Here is a 16,545-nt window from a genome sequence, read left to right as displayed (position 1 = left end):
TGATTTCGCGGTGAGTTTCGGAGGGGGAACGCGCAGCGATGCAGCGGAATATCTTGGAGCCGAGGGGGATCCGTGGTTCCCGTCGCCGCGTCGGCTCCGCAGTATTGTCGCCAACGTCGCCGACCTGCTGTTGATACTCGTCGCGGTCGCCGGCGTGATGTGGCTGCTGTTCGGTGTGTTCGGCCTCGGCTCGACCGTCGTGATGTTCGGCGGCTACGCCGCCATCCTGTTCCTGGCATTCGCTCAGTACTTTCTGCTTCCGAGCATCGTCGGGGCCAGCGTCGGCCAGTTGATCTGCGGGCTGACCACCGTTCGCTGCGGTGACGCGGCGCGCCCGCGCATCCGCGACATCGCCCGAGCCATCGTCCGCCGCCCGACCATGCCATTCCGGATCCGCGGCATACACGCCCTCGCACCCCATCTCGTAGTAGTCCGGCGACGTGACCTCATTGCCTACCGAGCCGATCGCGCGACGCACCCCGACCAGTACGCGACCAAGCAACCCAGCGCGCCGGAATATCATGGCGCCGAAGGAGATCCGCGCTATCCGTCCCCGCGCGATCTGCGCAAAGCCATCTCCACCGTCGCCGACATCGTCCTGATCATGGTCATAACTCCCGTCGCGGGCGCAGCGGTGGCACTTCACCTCGACGTCGACCCCGAGCTCGCCGCCGTGATCTTCTTCTGGACCCTCATGCCCCTCCAGCTGGTGGCGCTCCCCGCCTGGATCGGATCCACTCTCGGCCAACTCGGGTGCGGCCTTGCTCAGATCCGCGGCGGTGACGGGATGCGCCCCAAGTTCCGAGACGTGATCGGCATGGGCAACAGTCTTCCCGCCGATATCCGCTCCAGAGGTGACCTCTACGTGACTTTCATCGGGCTTGTCGTGGTTCGCCGCCGCGACCTCCACAGCCCTGCGGTTACCCTGCCCGAGGTGGCCTCAGGCGGCTAGCTCGGGATCGGCGATGTGTCGCGGGCCTTCGACCGGGTCTGTGTCAACGGTTCCCAGGCGGCCGCCGCGGGCAGGATCATGCGGTGTAGCACCGCGGTACCGGCCAGCAGGAGCACCGCGATGATGGCGTCGAGCCAGTAGTGGTTGCCGGTGCCGATCACGATGACGGTGGTGAGGGCGGGGTGGGCGAGGGCGAGCCAGCGCCAGCGGGTGCGGGTCGCGGCCACCACGGCGACGGCGAGTAGCAGTGCCCAGCCGACGTGGAGTGACGGCATGGCGGCGAACTGGTTCGACATGCCATCGGCATGGCTTGGGCCGTAGACGGATTGGCCGTGCAGGGCCGCTAGGTCGACGAATCCGCGTTCGGGCAGCATGCGCGGCGGCGCGAGCGGCAACAGGACGTGCAGCAGCAGTCCCGCGCCGGTCAACCCGACCATGAGGTTGCGCGTCAGCCGATAGTGCCGGGGACGGAAGACCCACAGCCACAGCAGCACTCCGACGGCGACGGTGAAATGCGCTGTCGCGTAATAGAAGTTGGCCGAGACGGCCAGCAGATCCCAGCGCAGGAACGGCGCCTGCACCGTGGTCTCCGCCAGCATCCCCAGTCGGCTTTCGACACCGAGGAGATCGTGCGCGTTGCCGTAGGCGCGCGCGGTGTCGTCCGCCGTGATCAGCCGACCGAACCGATAACCGAGGTACAGCACGGTGATCAGCGCCAGCTGCCGGATCGCCTCTCCGCCGCGACCGTGCACCGCCGCCCGCACTCGTTCGAACGTTCCGGCAACCGAAACCCCGAGTTCCAGCCCCGGACCAGGGAAACCGACAGCCACCATCGCCCGTGGCCTCCTTCGCCATTGAACAAAACGCCCGAGACGTTTAACCGGAGGTGCATACTCCGTTTACCGTAACAGCGTCTGCCCGTTGGCAAACCGGTCTGTGACCCGAGGAACAGGCGGTCGGGCTCAGTGTGTTTCGCGGCGGACGAAATTGGGGCGCAGGTCGTCGTCGGGCGGGTCGAAGTAGCGGTGGAAAGTGGGCGTGAGTCCGGACGAGATCGGCGGATTGATCCAGGTCCAGTCGGTGGGGCAGGTGCGACCCGCGGCCTTCTCCTTCTCCACGTGGTCACAGAACTGTTTCGCGACGGTGTGGTGGTCGACGATGTGCACGCCCGCCTTGCGATAACTGTGCAGCACAGCGCGATTCAGTTCGACGAGGGCTTGGTCGCGCCAAAGCGTGCGCGGATGCGAGGTGTCCAGGCCCATCATGTCGGCGATCAGCGGGAGCATGTTGTAGCGGTTGGTGTCGCTGAGATTGCGCGCGCCGATCTCGGCGCCGACGTACCAGCCGTTGAACGGCGCGAACGGGTAGATCATGCCGCCGATCTCCAGATTCATGTTGGAAACAGCCGGTACCGCATGCCATTTCAGGCCGAGTCCGGCGAACCAGTCGAAATCGGGATGCTCGATGTGCACCTCGCGCGCCAGCTCCCTCGGCACGTCGAACCACCTGATCGGTTCGTCGGGCGTACTGATCAGCACCGGCAGGATGTCGAACGGCGTGCCCGCGCCGCGCCAGCCGAGCTTCCTGGCGAACTCGGTGATCGAGACATTGGCCGCGTCGCCGGTGACCGTCCCGTCGCCGTTGCGGTAGCCCGCGTAGCGCAGCAACTGCGGGCTGACGATGCGGTACTCGCGCCCGTCGCTCTGACGCGGCGGACCGACGGTGATCATGGACTGCACCGCGCCACCGTTGGTCGCCATGTGTAGGTGCTGCCAGCACACCTCGGCCAGGTCGCGCGCCGAACGCACCCGCCGCGCGTCGAGCAGTTTCAATGAGCGCCAATGCTTTCGGCCGACGCAGCGGGCGTGGTTGCGCCAGGCCAGCTTGGCGCCGATCAGGATTTCCTCGGCGGTCTGCACGTAGGTGCCGGTCTGGCGCAGCTGTTCGAGTGCGGTGCGGCGGCGCTGTGCGCAGAGGTGGGCGAGTTCGGGTTGCCGGTAGAAGTCGTCGCATTCGCGCAGGCGACGCGCAAGTGCCGAATCGAAAGGCACGGTGTCGGCGGTGTTTTCGAGCGGTCGAGCGGGTAACACGTGGTTCACGATCTTTTCTCCGGTCGGGCATCAGGAACTGCGGCAAACAGACGGACACAACGATCGAGCAGAGAATTCGCGCGCGTGGCGCGTCGGACACACCCGTCTGGTCGGTGGCGCGCGGTCCGGCGTTAGCAGGATCCGTCGAATTAGCCTCTGCGTTGCCGGAAAACCGATCGGACGGTGTGGACGCGGGCGCGCCGAAGGCCGACCTCTGCCGGGGTCACGGCTGTGTACGGTCATCGCGGTCCCCATCGACGCCTGAAGAATCGCCCGAGAGGGAGCGTAAGGCCGGTGTGCTGGCGGTGTGCCCGAATTCGAAACAATCGTGAACGCCCGAATCGCGAAAGTGGTGCTCGTCACAAATCATTCGAATGCGGATCGGAAGTCGAGATCGCGGCCCACGGTCTGGCACCATGGCAGACATGCTGTCTCGGCGTTGGGCGCGGCGACGGCTCGCAGTGGTCGCCATGAGCGCCGCATTGTTGGTCGGTGCGGTCGGCGCCGGTGCGCCTGTCTCGTTCGCCGCGCCCGACAAGCCGAGCACCGGCTCCTCCGATGGGCCCGCCCCGGCCGAGCCGACCACGGCGCCACCCGTCGCGCCCTCGATCGAGCGGATCGAACCGATCACCGACCGCCGGGTGCGCGTGTTCGTGAACTCGCCCTCGATGAGCCGCACCGTGCAGGTGCAGGTGCTGCTGCCGCGTGACCAGAGCCGCAGCAGGCCAACGGTTTACATGCTGGACGGGCGCAGCGCCGAAGCCGACACCAACAATTGGATCGAGCTCGGCAAGGCCGACCGGTTCTTCGAAGACAAAGACGTGAACGTGGTGCTCACCGTCGGCGGCCCGGCCAGCTTCTACACCGACTGGCAGCGTCCCGACCCGGTGCTCGGCACCAACCGGTGGGAGACCTTCCTGACCAGGGAACTTCCGCCGCTCATCGACGCGGAGTTCGATGGCAACGGGCGCAACGCGATCATGGGCGTCTCGATGGGCGCCGAGGCCGCGATGATGCTCGCCTTCCGCAGGCCGGAGCTGTACCGCGCGGTGGCCGCGCACAGCGGCTGCTTCTCCACGGGCACCGATATGGGCCAGGCCCACGCGCGCGCCGTGGTGGCCACCTATCAGGGCGAGCCGGACAACATGTTCGGTGAAGCGAACGACCCGGACTGGCTCGCGCACGACGTGCTGCTGCACGCGGAAGCCTTGCGCGGCAAGGCGATCTACTTGTCCGTCGGCAGTGGCCTTCCTGGCAAGTACGACGCGCCGGGCAACCCGGACCTGGTCAGCACCGTCGCGTTCGGCGGACCGCTGGAGGCGGCGACCAACGCCTGCACGCGCAGGCTGGTCGATCGGTTCACCTCGCTGCGGATCCCGGTCACCGCGAATTTCCGTGCCACGGGCACGCATTCGTGGCCGTACTGGGGGGACGAGCTCGCCGCGTCCTGGCCGACGATCTATCCCGCGATCCGCTGACCGAGCGCCTGGCCGACGAACGGCAGCCCGGTCGCTTTTGTTGATCGCGGTCTACGGGTTGGGCGGGTCGTGGGGGAGCCGCCGGTCGTGCGACTCCACTCGAAGACCTTCCCACGCAACGGCTGGCCGCGCACGTTAGCCCGTTCGGCGTCCTCCCGCGCCGAAGTTCGCCGAATCGGCACTCTCAGACGAAGCGGGACAGGACCTCGGGATCGGTGGCGAACGCGAGGAACTGGTCGTTCTCGTGCGAGTCGCCGACGGTGACCCGCACGCCGTCGGTGCCGTACGGCCGCACAAGCACGCCCGCTTCCGCGCTCGCCTCGCCGAACTCGACGCTGCGCGCGCCGAGCGGCAGCCAGACGAAGTTCGTCTCGCTCGGCGGCACCGAGTAGCCCGCCGCGAGCAGCGCCGCCCGCATCCGGTCGCGCTCCAGAACCACCGCGTCGGTGCGGTCGAGCAGCTCGTGGCGCGCCTCCAGCGAGGCGATCGCGGCGGCCTGGGCCACCCGGTTCACGCTGAACGGGATGTGCACCTTCATCAGCGCCGCGATCACCTCCGGATCGCCGACCGCGTAGCCGACCCGCAGGCCCGCGAGACCGTACGCCTTCGAGAAGGTGCGCAGCACAACCACATTCGGCCGGGTGCGGCCCAGCTCGACGCCGTCCGGACGGTCCTGCGGTGTGAGGCGCAGGTACTCGTAGTACGCCTCGTCCAGCACGACGAGGACGTCCGAGGGGACCGCGTCCAGGAAGCGGATCAGCGCCTCGCGGCCGTGCGCGGTGCCGGTCGGGTTGTTCGGGTTGCAGACGAAGATCAGCCGGGTGCGCTCGGTCACCGCGGCCGCCATCGCGTCCAGGTCGTGCGTCAGCTCCGGCGTCAACGGGACCTGCACGGCCGTCGCGTTGCCCACCTGGGTGACGATCGGATACGCCTCGAACGAGCGCCAGGCGAACAGCACCTCGTCGGTGGGTGTGGCGCAGGTGATCTGAACCAGTTCCTGGCACAGCGCCACGCTGCCGCAGCCCACCGCCACGTGCGCCGGCGTGACCCCGAGGAACTCGGCGAGCGCTGCGCGCAGTTCGGCCGCCTGGTTGTCGGGGTACCGGTGCGCGAGCTCCGCGGCCTCGGCGATCGCCTTGGCGGCCGCGGGGAGCGGCGGCAGGGTGGTCTCGTTGCTGGCCAGCTTGACCGCGCCCGGGTGGCTGCGGCCGGGGGTGTAGGCCGGGATGGCGGAGAGGTCGGGGCGGATGCGCGCTGTCACCCCTCCACCCTAAATGGGCTGCTGGACGGAGTCCGTCCCTAGCCTGCGCACGGTCGGAACGGATTCGGAGGTCTGCGTGAACGGTGGTGCCGAGGGTACGTCCGTTCCCGATTTTCACCGAGCCGGAATCGCGGCTTCCGTACCGGAAAAGTTGCGGGTAATGGCTGCTCACGTGCAAATTCTCGCGAAGATCAGCGGCTCGCCCTACGCTGGTTTCATGTCGGGCATTTATGACGATATCGCCCCGCTACGCGGTGGCGACGACCTCGAGCAGCGCCCCACCGAAGGCAGCCGGGTGCCCATCACCGTGATCGAACCGGAGGGCAACTCGCGCGGCGGAATCGTGGTGTTGCACGAATCCCGGGAGTTCAGCGGCGCACTGCTGGAGTTCATGCGTGCGCTGGCGATCGAGGGATGGACGGTCGTCGCGCCCAATCTGTTCCACCGGGCCAACGGTGACGAGCCCGAACACGAGGTCTTCGGCGACGAGCTCTTCGACGATTTCGACGCCTGCTTCGACTGGCTGACCAGGCGCGGCGTCTTCCCCGACTGCATCGGCGTGCTCGGCTTCGACCACGCGGGCACCGCCGCCTTCCTGGTCGCCACCAACCGCCCGATCGGCGCCGCGGTCAGCATCGCCGCCGCGGGTATCACCGAACCGCTCACCGACGAGGCCGAGGCGCTCGTGCGCGTCGCCCCCAACCTCCAGGCCCCCTGGCTCGGTCTGTTCGGCTCCGACGACCCGAACACCCCGCCCGCCGACGTCGACCGGCTCCGCGACGCCGCCGCCCGCGCCTCCGTCGCCAGCCTCGTGGTCACCTACCCGGGTCTGCACCACCGTGCCGACAACCCCGGCGCCGATGACGACGACAACACCACAGCCATCGCTTCCCAAACCAGGATCTTCGACTGGTTCGACAGCAACTTACGCTGATAACCAGGCGTTTTGTTATCTGGTCGTTGGGTCATGTAACCTTCATGCTCGGCGGTTCGAAAGGACCGGTGCCCTCGAAGAGAAGGCTCCAGGAGGCGTGCCAGAGCGGCCGAATGGGACTCACTGCTAATGAGTTGTCCCTTCACGGGGACCGGAGGTTCAAATCCTCTCGCCTCCGCCACACCCGGTCCGCCGGGTAACAACTGAACACAGCTATGCGCCCGTAGCTCAACGGATAGAGCATCTGACTACGGATCAGAAGGTTGGGAGTTCGAGTCTCTCCGGGCGCACATCGCGAAGCCCCCGCCGATCGGCGGGGGCTTTCGCATTAGTAGGCGAGGCGCAGTCGCATGGTTTGTGTCACACCCCTGGGCTCGTGGCGGACGATCGCAGCCTCTGACCCCGAACGCAACAGCCGGGTTACAGGGGTACGCCGATCCAGGATGCGAAGTTCGACAGGCTATCGGTTCTGCGGCGTTCGGCCGACGCGATGGCGTATAGCGTCTCCCGCACTGATGGATGCAGTCGTGTCTGCTGCGGTGCGACCGCGCGGGCGGCACCAAGTGCACGCAATGCCTTGTCAGGTTGGCCGACCAGTACCCAGGCGCGCGCCACGTCCTGCCAGTGGTGGCCCGCGCGAGGAGGCGCGATTTCGGTGGGCAGAACCAAGGCCGAACCTTCGCGGGCGGCCCGGTCTGGGTCGCCGGATTCCAGCGCGACCGCGCACGCGTGGATGCCAACGTTCCCGGGGCCGAAGAGGGTGCCGTACAGATCGGACTCACCTGGCATCGCGCGGGCGAGGCGGCGCGCGTCCTCGATGTGCTCGGCGGCTGTGTCGGGGCGGAGCCCACGCGCCGCGACGATCGCGCCGCACAGGTGCCCGTACCCGCGAACAGCGTTCGCGGCTTCGTCGTCGCCCTCGATGATGTCCAGCGCGTCATCGACCAGTTGCAAGCCGGTGTCATTCGCGTTGTGGTACATCAGGATTCGCGCGCGCTTGATCTTCGCTTGAGCTGTATACAGCGGATCGTCAGCGGCGGCAGCGGCCCATTCGAGCCGGTCCAGCACGGTCGGGGCCAGATTCACGAACCCGAAGCGTCGGCACAGCCGCTCAGCGGTCACGTACGCGGCCGACAGCAGCGAGAACACCTTGCCCCGGTCGTCGCCGCTCGAGGCGTGGAGAGCGCCGTAGAGCTGGCGCAACAGCACCGGGAGTCGTGCGAGCGCGACGCGGCCCTTGTCGTTGCGGTACGCGGTGTCCACAACGGCCATGTCGGTGGCGAGTTCAGCCAGCGACGGCGGTTCGATGGCGCGCACGTACGGCCCTTCGGCGAGCACCGCACGCAGCTCGGCCAATCCGTCGAGCGGGCCGTCTTCTTCGATGATGTCGTAGTACGGGGCACCAGTCAGATGCTCGGGCTCGACTCCCAGCACGGACGCGACCGCAGCGATGAACGCCGGTGACGCCGGCTCGCGGTTCTGTTCGACCGCGCGGACCATGGAGACGCTGTATCTGGCTCGCTGTGCGAGCTGTATTTGCTTGAGACCGGCAAGTTTGCGAAGGCTGGCGATTCGGTCACCGGTAGTTGCCACCGGGGGACCTCCGTAGCTCGAGGCGTTCACATTGGTTCACGTCCGAGACTACCGAGTCAGTGGTAACCGGATCCGGTTCTGTTACTCGACTGGCACTCGCCGCCAGTGATGGCCGTCACCCTATTGGCAACCCTCGCGTCGGGTCGAGCTGGACTCCTCGACGCGGGGGCAAACCAACGACAGGGAGGACGAAGGGGATGCCCGCGCACAGGAAGGGGGTCGCAATGGGCTCGGATGGAATGGGTCTGGATGACCCGCAGCCACTACGCCGAACCGAGACCGAGGCGACCATGAACACCCCGTCGCCCAGCGCAGTGCGCACGGTAGCTGCTGATACACCCCGTTCCCGCGTGGAGTACTACCGCACGGTGTGCCACCTGCCCGCCGTGGTCCAACCCGACACGGGCCGAATCGGTTTCACCGCGGGAATGGTGTGGGCAGTGTCGATGCCCGCCGACGTCGGCCAGATGGTCAAGGTCGAGTTGGACGCCAAGCAGCAAGGTGGCGGGCCGATCATCACCACACCCCGGACGGCGACGTGGACGTATTTGGTCCGCTCCGACATACCCGCAACGATGATCGCGGCCGAAGCAGCCTTGTACCGCCATCGCCGAATAACGGTGCTCGGTAACGGCGACTTCGTGGCGCTGCCGTCCCCGGCCGATCAGGGCTCGGAGTACCGAGGATGGATCACCACCGCGCACTCGGTGTTCCGGCCTTCGGGGCGTGCGGTGCTGTATGCGGTGCATGCCTGTCTGGCCCCGACCCGACAGCCCGCGTTATGAGCACCGCTGCGCCTCCTCCGGCCGGGTCGCCGTCGCCCACCGAACCCGATGTGCACCTGAGTGTGTTCCTGCACGGGCAGCGCATGGACTTCGTCGCGTGCCTGACCGCCGCGTTGATCTTCGTTCAGGAGCATCAGGCCCGCCACTACGTCGACGCGGTGTCCGTCGACTTGGACAAGCGCGCGTTCCCGCGTCTCCCAAACGAACGTCTGTACCTCGAGAGGTAGCACCTGTGACCGACCACGCCAGCCGACCTGCACCGCTTTCCGGACTGGGGTGACATGAAACGTGCAGCGACACAAAACAAGCCAGCGCACCGATCGCAATGGCGGCTCGTGTTGCGCGCCCACCGCAGGAGTGCCGTCCCTACTCTGTGTACGGCGCTTCGTGGAGCCTGGCGTTGTGCGGCACTGGCATCAGCGGCAACCGAATACACATCAGAGGAGGAACCCCATGGGGACCGACGATCAGTTGAGCATGGATCTCGGGGTCGAGGTCGAGCTGACCGCGTGGGATAGGTGGGTCGACCCGGAACGGCACGCGGCACAGGCGCGAGAACTATGCAATCGTGCCGCGCTGCCTGCGATGCCACAGGAGCCATGGGACTTCGAATCGCGCGAGGTAATTCAGCTCAGCGAGACTATCGGTGAGCTGCTTCCCGATTTGGAAGCTGTCACCCTCCCTGAGAACGCAGATACCGTCGATCAACTGGTGTGCCTCATTGGAGAATGGTTTGTCCGATATCTCGATGCGCGATGGATCGACCTGAACAAGATTCCTTCCGGATACAACGACTGCGAATTGTCGATCTACCGTGACGTCAAGCCGGGTATCGCCTTCAAATTCGATGGATGGAAAGCATGCAGTGCTGCGCTGCTCGTGCAGTTCGTTGTCGAGAACGAATTCATCAATATTGCCGAACTGGTGTCCGTGGCATTCTGGCGGCACCGACGCGCGGACGAAGGCGGTTTCTTGCTTTCGGAGCTCAGAACTTCTCTTCCTGATCACCCTCCCTTTATTTGAGTAGGTGATGAGGCCGGTTTGGCGCACGTCGGGGGTGGGGTTTCGGACATGCCGGACGGATACGACAAAGATCGCGGACCCTACGACAGCAACGAGCGCGGCCGGATATTCGAGAGCGGCACCGACCGATTCTACCGAGACCGCGAGCGCGGGTACGTCTACCAATCCCGAATATACGAAGCCGGAGATGAAAAGATCCGCTTCGACAAGGCGAAGGACGACCGCGGCAAAGTCTCCACCATCGAAGACAAATCTGGGAGGATCGGCGGAAAGAAGGACGAGAAGCAACTGAGAGTTTTGCGAGCCCTTCTCGAAAGAGGAGAAGTTAACCAACACTTGCTCCGCTCGGTCGAAGGCGAATACATATCCAAAGAAGCACGTGAACTCATCGACGGCTTGAGCCGAGACTTCCCCAACCAGTTCACCCACCAACTAATTTCACGAGCCGACGCCCGCGAAATCTGGGCACGAGGACTGCACCTGGAGCGGGGCCAACAGCTCGAACTACCTGGGGTGCGCGAGAAGGCGCGCGAACAGGCGGCACGCCAGCGGCAAGCGCCCGCCCCCTCCCTGGTCAAGCAACGCGAATTGCCCGCCGTATCCCTGGTTCGCACCGAAGAACAGCAACGAGACCGCTCCCGCCGCAGTGAAGACGCGCGGCAGCGGAAGGAACGGGATCGCGCAGCACAACTCCGGGAAGCGCAGGAACGGCTGTCACGTGCCGTTGCCGATCAGAACCGACGATTGGCCGCAGCGAGGGAGCAGGGAAAGCCGCTGGCCGCGCAGGAGCTGAAGAGGTCGCACGACAGCATTACGCATCAGCTCGACACGGTCCGGGCTATGGAGGCCGCCCAAGCGCGCGAGACGCTGGAGAAGGCTGGCCTGGGCGCGAAGCAGATAGAGGCGATGGAGCCCATTCTGAAGCAGGGCCGTGAGACTCCGCGGCTGGACATGGTGCGCGATATCGACGCGCTTGGTTCTGCTGTGCAAAATGCGGCGAAGGCTCAGCAGCGGCGCGAAGAGATCGAGCGTCAACGCGAGCAGGTCCGCGATCGCGTCGACCGCAGCCCCCTGCCGCGCGAGGTGGCGCAGATCCTGGAACTGGGCAGGCCGCAGCCGGGAGAAACGCCACGACCCGCGCCGGGGCGCGAGGCGAGTCAGGCGCGATTGCATTACGACGTCGCGAAGGAGCGCCAACGGGAACAGGAGCGGCATCGGCAGCGGGGGCTGGGGCGCGAGCCAGAGGGAAGCGCATAGCGGCCCGTGACAGGGCCGGGTTTCCTGTCTGTGTCAGGCGGCCGAACCCGCCCGGAATCTGCGGATCTCCTCGATCGGCGTCGCCAGCTCGCCGTCCTCAGCCGCACCGGCCGACCAGGCGCTGCGCCAGGGCGTCACGAGCACCGCGCGGACCCGCGACAGTGGCTCACCCTTGGCCTGAGGCAGCGTGATCGCCGACTGGTAAACGACAGGGCCTCCGCACCCTGTGCGGAGGCCCTGTCAGCTGTTTCTTATGTCCGTGAGGGGAGGCTTTCGCCCGCGAATCTCTCGGCTCGTGACGTCAAGTGTACGTTTTCCGCGTGCCGAGCGCCAAGCCTGCCAACGAGTCAGCGATTTGCGACGTGTTGAGCGTCCCCCGGTCGACCACCTACATCCTCGCCACCGGGGGCGACAAGGCCAAGGCGATGGAGCTATACGGCTGGAACGCGCGGATTGCGGCGGCGTTCATGTTGCCCTCGCACTTCGCCGAAGTCTGCACTCGCAACGCGGCTGCCGATGCGCTCGATGCGATCTACGGTGCGCGGTGGCCGTGGCATCCCACGTTCGAGGGCAGCTTGCCCTCGCCACGGCCGCCGACGTTCAACCCGCGCAGGAACCTGGTCGATACACGCAATCGGGAGTCGACGACCGGCAAGGTCATCGCGGAGTTGAAGTTCTCGTTCTGGCAGGCCCTGTTCACCTCCCGACACGACGTCCGTCTCTGGGAACCGCACATCCTGGCCTTGTTCCCCAACGCTTCCGCGATGACGGCTCGTCAGCTGCGGCGCCGGATCTACGACGATCTCGAGGTGATTCGGAGGCTGCGCAACCGCATCGCTCACCACGAGCCGATCTTCACCCGCAATCTCGGCGACGACCTCATGCGGATGCTCGAACTCGTCGAACTTCGGTCCACGCCCACTATCGACTGGGTCTTGGCGCTGGAAGACGTCAGCGGCATCCTCGCCGAACGTCCCTGACGTCGTTGCCGCCGCGGTATGCGGTCGCTGCCGCGAAGAAGGATGCTGACCGCAGCGTTCCGCAGGGCCACTACAAGCGTCACTGCAAGGAGATCTGAGTTATGTCGGACGAGAAGCGGTTGTGGGAGATTCGCCTGGGCGTGATCGCGTCCGAGGAGCAAGCACGCGCAGTGGCCGAGCAGGTCGAGCGGCTCGTGTGTCCAGACCCCGACCATGCTCCTCCGTGCCGGATTCCGTGGAGCATCAGCGTCGATGCCGAGGAAGATATGAGCGAGGATCGTCGGCGGGAATACGAGGACGTGGTGGAGCAACACCGGATCGAGTCCGGCACCGTCTGACAGCGGATCCCCGAGCAAAGTCAGAACCTGGGCGCACGGTCGAATGCCGCCGAGACAAGTGTTCGGCGGCCATTCAGCATCCGGACAGCAGAGCCACCCACGTCCTTCGGCCTCGGCGCACGGCATGCGTGCATGAAGAGCATCCAACTACGGATCAGAAGGTTGGGAGTTCCGGGCTCACGTCGCCTCTCGCTCCATCGATCCCGACCTTCGGGATGGGATCGTGCGGCACGCGCCCGCGCGGGACGCATGCCCGGTACGGGGCTTCCGTCGGGGCCGACCGGTGGGTATGCGTAGTGGATATCCGAGAACGCGGGTAGCGGGGTACGCGTGTGGTGGGGGTGGGGGTGCGGGAGTCTTTGGGGGAGGCGGATCGGGTCTGTGGATCGGGTTCGGGGGGTGTGCCGATGGTGGGGGTGGCTGCGCCGGGTGTGCAGCGCTGTCGACCGCAACAACTGGCCTGGCATGCGAGGAGACGTCACATGGCCACGAAGCGGGAGCAACTGCTGGTAGCGCTGCGGGAGTTCATCAGGAGCGAAGGCAGCGAGTATTTGAACGACCCGAACATCTCGTCGATCGGCGTCGGATACAAGATCGTCGACGGTGCGCCGACCGAACAGCTCGCGGTGCAATTCACGGTCGACGAGAAAGTCGAACCCGAGGCGCTGGAATCGCTGAATACCGAAGCGATTCCGGATTCCATCGAAGTGGACGGCGTCAGGGTGCCGACCGATGTGATCCAGCGCAGCTACGAACCGTCGTTCCGTGTCGTCGCGGAACCGGAGCCGCCGCCGAGCAAGGTCAGGTGCGATCCGATTCGGCCGGGCATCAGCGTGTCGAACGTCAAGGGCACGGCGGGCACCGTCGGCTGCATCGTCTACGACAAACACGACGGCACACCGCTGGTGCTGAGCAATTGGCACGTGCTGCACGGCCCCGACGGCCGGATCGGCGACACCGTGGTCCAGCCGGGGCCGCGCGACGACAACCGGATCGACCGCAATCGCCTCGGTGTGCTGAATCGCTCGCATCTCGGGATCGCTGGCGACTGCGCCGTCGCGACCGTCGAGGACCGGCGGATCGATGACAGCGTCCTCGGAATCGGCGTCACCCCAGCGCGATTGGGTGAGCCCGAGCTCGGTGACAAGGTCGTCAAGAGCGGCCGCACCACCGGCGTCACGCACGGCGTGGTGCGCCGGATCGACACCATAGTGAAGTTGCGATACGGCTCCGCGGGAGTGCACAACATCGGCTGCTTCGAGATCGGACCCGACCCGGCCCGCCCCGCGGCCCACGACGAGATCAGCCGAGGCGGTGACTCGGGATCGGTGTGGTTGTTCGAAGAAGGCGGATCGACCACGGGTGTGCTCGCGGGCTTGCACTTCGCGGGCGAGTCCGAACACAGCCCCGACGAGCACGCCCTCGCGTGCCTGCCGCAGTCGGTGTTCGAGAAGCTCGAGATTACGCTGCGCCCGCCGACGCCCGTGGAGGCGGCCGAGGCGGTGCGGAAGGGATACGACCCGAACTTCCTCGCCACCTCCATCGACGCGCCGAGCGTCGATACGGCGCTGCGGAACGACCTGGTTCAGCTCGACGGTTCCGAAGTCGTTGCGTACACGCACTTCTCGCTGGCGCTCAGCAAATCGCGGCGGTTCGCCCGCTGGGTCGCCTGGAACATCGACGGATCGAGTCTGAAGAAGATCGACCGCGTCGGAATCGAATTCGTGAAAGACGCGCGTCTGCCCGCCGAATTCCAGACCGGCAACGAGCTGTACCGGGACAACCGCCTCGACCGAGGACACATCGCCCGCCGGGCCGACCTGCTGTGGGCGGCGCTTCCGGAAGCGCAACAGGCCAATACGGATTCGTTCTTCTACACCAACATCACCCCGCAGATGGACGACTTCAACCAGAGCGGCAAGGACGGCCTCTGGGGGCAGCTCGAGGACGCGGTGTTCGCCGACGTCCAGGTGCAGGATCTGCGGGTCAGCGCGTTCGGCGGACCGGTGTTCCACGACGACGACCGCGTGTACCGCGGGTCGCGGATTCCCAGGGAGTACTTCAAGATCCTCGCCTTCGTGGACGGCGGTGATCTGAAGGCCCGCGCCTTCCTGCTCACCCAGGGACTCGATCAGCTCGAGGCACTCGACCTCGACGAGTTCCGGGTCTTCCAGGTCGCGATCGCCGAGGTCGAGGAACGGACCGGCGTGCGGTTCGGCCCGGAACTTCGCAAAGCGGACACGTTCACCGTTCTTGAAGGAGTCGAGCAACGACGGCCACTGGACTCGCTCGCCGATATCCAATGGTGACGCCCGCCGCCCCGGTCGGCGCCGGGAATACCGTCTGACCACGGCGTTCGAGTAGCGGAGTACTCGTGATTCCGGCCGCGAAACGCGCGACCATGAAGATCGAACTCTTCCGCGGACGAACGGACGGAGGCCAGTCATGCGGGACGTGGTCGTGTTGATACCGGGGATCGGCGGTTCCGTGCTGGCCCGCGACGGCAAGGAGCTGTGGGCTCCCACGCCGGGCGCGGTGCTGCGCGGAGTGTTGTCCCTCGGACGCAGCATCAAGAGGTTGCGGCTGGACGGCGATGATCCGGCTGCCGCCGACGTGGACGGCGTCGTCGCGACGCGGGTCGTGCCGGATCTGCACATCGTGCCCGGTCTGGATTGGAAGATCGACGGCTATACCCGTTTCCGCAAACAGCTGATCGAGCGGTTCGGGGCGGTCGAGGGCGAGAACTACTTCGAGTTCCCCTACGACTGGCGGCGCGACAACCGGGTGGCCGCCGCGAAACTCGCCAGGTCGGCGCACGATTGGCTGCGGAACTGGCGGGAGAAGTCCGGCGCCGCCGACGCGAAACTGGTCCTCATCGGGCACTCGATGGGCGGCATCGTCTCGCGGCTCTACCTGGAGCAGCTCGACGGATGGAAGGACACCCGCAGGCTGATCACCTTCGGGACGCCCTATTCCGGGTCGATCAACGCACTCGACTTCCTCGCGAACGGCTTCCGCAAGAGCTGGGGACCGTTCGACGTCGACCTCTCCGACCTGCTGCGCTCGTTCACCTCGGCGTATCAGCTGCTGCCGTCGTACCGCTGCGTGGCGGGGTCCGACGGCACGTGGCTCAATCTCGACGACGCCAGCTTGGACTGGAGCCGCACCGGTGTGGACGCCGCCCGGCTGCGTGATGCCGTCCAGCTGCACCGCGGCTTGCGCGAGCAGGTGAACGACCGGATCGCCGAAACCGGACCCGGTTACGAGATCCGGCCGGTCATCGGCGACTTCCAGCCGACGCGGTGGGCCGCGCGACTCACCGACGGCCGGATCGAGGTGCTGTGGGCGCGCAAGGCGGCTGGCGAGGACGGCGGCGACGGCACGGTCCCGAAAGTGTCCGCGATCCCGCACGAGCTGATGGACGGCTGGCGCAACGCCTCGTTCGTGAGCCAGAAGCACGGGTCGTTGCAGAACGACGATCCGGTACTCGACCACGTCGGCGGCGTGCTGCGCACGGCCGAGTTCGGTGGCGTCGACGTCTTTCCGGCCGTGAAGGACCCGGTCGCGCTCGCGGTGGAGGACGTCACGACCGACGAACCGATGGTCGTTCGCGCGAAGACCGCCGACCCCGCCGCGGCGCTGGTCGCGACGGTGGAGGATCTCGGCCGCGGCGTGTCCACCAGGCATCCGCTGACCGAGGCGTCCGACGGTTGGCGAGAGGTCGTTCTGGCCGACGTTCTCCCCGGTGACTACCGGGTGACCGTGTCCGCCGACACCGTCCATCCGGTGACCGATCTGGTGAGCGTTGTCGACCTCGACGAGCTCGCCCGCAGCGCGGAAGGGCCGGGATAGCG

Annotated in this window: 15 protein-coding genes and 2 tRNA genes; 13 read left to right on the top strand and 4 right to left on the bottom strand. The window is 66.4% G+C overall.

The window, feature by feature from the left end; genetic code table 11:
- Positions 1-10 precede the first annotated feature (10 nt).
- Complete coding sequence (locus tag CRP45_RS18970) at positions 11-952, top strand: RDD family protein (protein ID WP_179830927.1); 942 nt, start codon at positions 11-13, stop codon at positions 950-952.
- Here CRP45_RS18970 and CRP45_RS18965 read toward each other — a convergent pair.
- Positions 949-1,785: a phosphatase PAP2 family protein gene (locus CRP45_RS18965; RefSeq protein WP_097246221.1), complete on the bottom strand. Its 837-nt coding sequence runs from the start codon at positions 1,783-1,785 to the stop codon at positions 949-951. The two genes, CRP45_RS18970 and CRP45_RS18965, sit on opposite strands and share 4 nt — an antisense overlap.
- A gap of 129 nt (positions 1,786-1,914) precedes the next feature.
- The gene (locus CRP45_RS18960; RefSeq protein ID WP_372508045.1) at positions 1,915-3,003 is read right to left on the bottom strand and encodes a nitric oxide synthase oxygenase; all 1,089 of its coding nucleotides are present in this window, start codon (positions 3,001-3,003) and stop codon (positions 1,915-1,917) included.
- A gap of 464 nt (positions 3,004-3,467) precedes the next feature.
- Here CRP45_RS18960 and CRP45_RS18955 point away from each other — a divergent pair, with 464 nt between their 5' ends.
- Positions 3,468-4,520, top strand: a complete 1,053-nt coding sequence (locus CRP45_RS18955) for an alpha/beta hydrolase (RefSeq protein WP_097246633.1) — start codon at positions 3,468-3,470, stop codon at positions 4,518-4,520.
- Positions 4,521-4,704: 184 nt separating this feature from the next.
- Here the strand turns inward: CRP45_RS18955 and hisC are convergent, their stop codons facing one another.
- Positions 4,705-5,781 (bottom strand): histidinol-phosphate transaminase, encoded by a 1,077-nt coding sequence (gene hisC, locus CRP45_RS18950; RefSeq protein ID WP_097246219.1) that lies wholly within the window; start codon positions 5,779-5,781, stop codon positions 4,705-4,707.
- Positions 5,782-5,998: 217 nt separating this feature from the next.
- Between hisC and CRP45_RS18945 the strand changes: the two genes are divergently transcribed.
- The 3 genes from CRP45_RS18945 to CRP45_RS18935 all read left to right on the top strand — a co-directional run bounded on the left by CRP45_RS18945 (position 5,999) and on the right by CRP45_RS18935 (position 7,005).
- A complete protein-coding gene (locus CRP45_RS18945) occupies positions 5,999-6,715 on the top strand; it encodes a dienelactone hydrolase family protein (RefSeq protein WP_097246632.1) in 717 nt (238 codons plus the stop codon).
- A 91-nt stretch (positions 6,716-6,806) separates the two neighbouring features.
- Positions 6,807-6,896: transfer RNA gene (locus CRP45_RS18940), tRNA-Ser, on the top strand.
- 36 nt (positions 6,897-6,932) lie between these two features.
- Positions 6,933-7,005 (top strand) — tRNA-Arg (locus CRP45_RS18935).
- A gap of 130 nt (positions 7,006-7,135) precedes the next feature.
- Here the strand turns inward: CRP45_RS18935 and CRP45_RS18930 are convergent.
- Positions 7,136-8,308 carry a helix-turn-helix domain-containing protein gene (locus CRP45_RS18930; RefSeq protein ID WP_097246218.1) on the bottom strand — a complete coding sequence of 391 codons (1,173 nt, stop codon included), beginning with the start codon at positions 8,306-8,308 and terminating at the stop codon, positions 7,136-7,138.
- A 224-nt stretch (positions 8,309-8,532) separates the two neighbouring features.
- Between CRP45_RS18930 and CRP45_RS18925 the strand changes: the two genes are divergently transcribed.
- The 8 genes from CRP45_RS18925 (at position 8,533) to CRP45_RS18885 (ending at position 16,543) form a co-directional block, all read left to right on the top strand.
- Positions 8,533-9,093 (top strand): DNA-directed RNA polymerase subunit beta, encoded by a 561-nt coding sequence (locus CRP45_RS18925; RefSeq protein ID WP_143861485.1) that lies wholly within the window; start codon positions 8,533-8,535, stop codon positions 9,091-9,093.
- The gene (locus tag CRP45_RS33425) at positions 9,090-9,320 is read left to right on the top strand and encodes a hypothetical protein (RefSeq protein ID WP_143861484.1); all 231 of its coding nucleotides are present in this window, start codon (positions 9,090-9,092) and stop codon (positions 9,318-9,320) included. Before CRP45_RS18925 ends, CRP45_RS33425 begins: the two co-directional genes overlap by 4 nt.
- Positions 9,321-9,546: 226 nt before the next feature.
- Positions 9,547-10,116 (top strand): hypothetical protein, encoded by a 570-nt coding sequence (locus tag CRP45_RS18920; RefSeq protein WP_097246216.1) that lies wholly within the window; start codon positions 9,547-9,549, stop codon positions 10,114-10,116.
- Positions 10,117-10,164: 48 nt separating this feature from the next.
- Entirely contained in the window at positions 10,165-11,373 is a 1,209-nt protein-coding gene (locus CRP45_RS33420) for a hypothetical protein (protein ID WP_143861483.1), read from the top strand.
- Positions 11,374-11,693: 320 nt separating this feature from the next.
- Positions 11,694-12,353, top strand: a complete 660-nt coding sequence (locus CRP45_RS18905; protein WP_097246631.1) for a hypothetical protein — start codon at positions 11,694-11,696, stop codon at positions 12,351-12,353.
- Between the two features lie 101 nt (positions 12,354-12,454).
- Positions 12,455-12,691, top strand: a complete 237-nt coding sequence (locus CRP45_RS18900; protein WP_097246213.1) for a hypothetical protein — start codon at positions 12,455-12,457, stop codon at positions 12,689-12,691.
- A gap of 482 nt (positions 12,692-13,173) precedes the next feature.
- Positions 13,174-15,000, top strand: coding sequence for a DNA/RNA non-specific endonuclease (locus CRP45_RS18890; RefSeq protein WP_097246212.1), 1,827 nt, complete (start codon positions 13,174-13,176; stop codon positions 14,998-15,000).
- 136 nt (positions 15,001-15,136) lie between these two features.
- On the top strand, positions 15,137-16,543 hold the full coding sequence (locus CRP45_RS18885; RefSeq protein WP_097246211.1) for a lipase/acyltransferase domain-containing protein: 1,407 nt from the start codon (positions 15,137-15,139) through the stop codon (positions 16,541-16,543).
- Positions 16,544-16,545: the final 2 nt, after the last annotated feature.

The organism is Nocardia amikacinitolerans (genome assembly GCF_900215415.1).
GTDB lineage: Bacteria > Actinomycetota > Actinomycetes > Mycobacteriales > Mycobacteriaceae > Nocardia > Nocardia amikacinitolerans.
The sequence above is the reverse complement of the archived record's forward strand: the minus strand, read 5'-3'. Positions and strand labels throughout refer to the sequence as shown.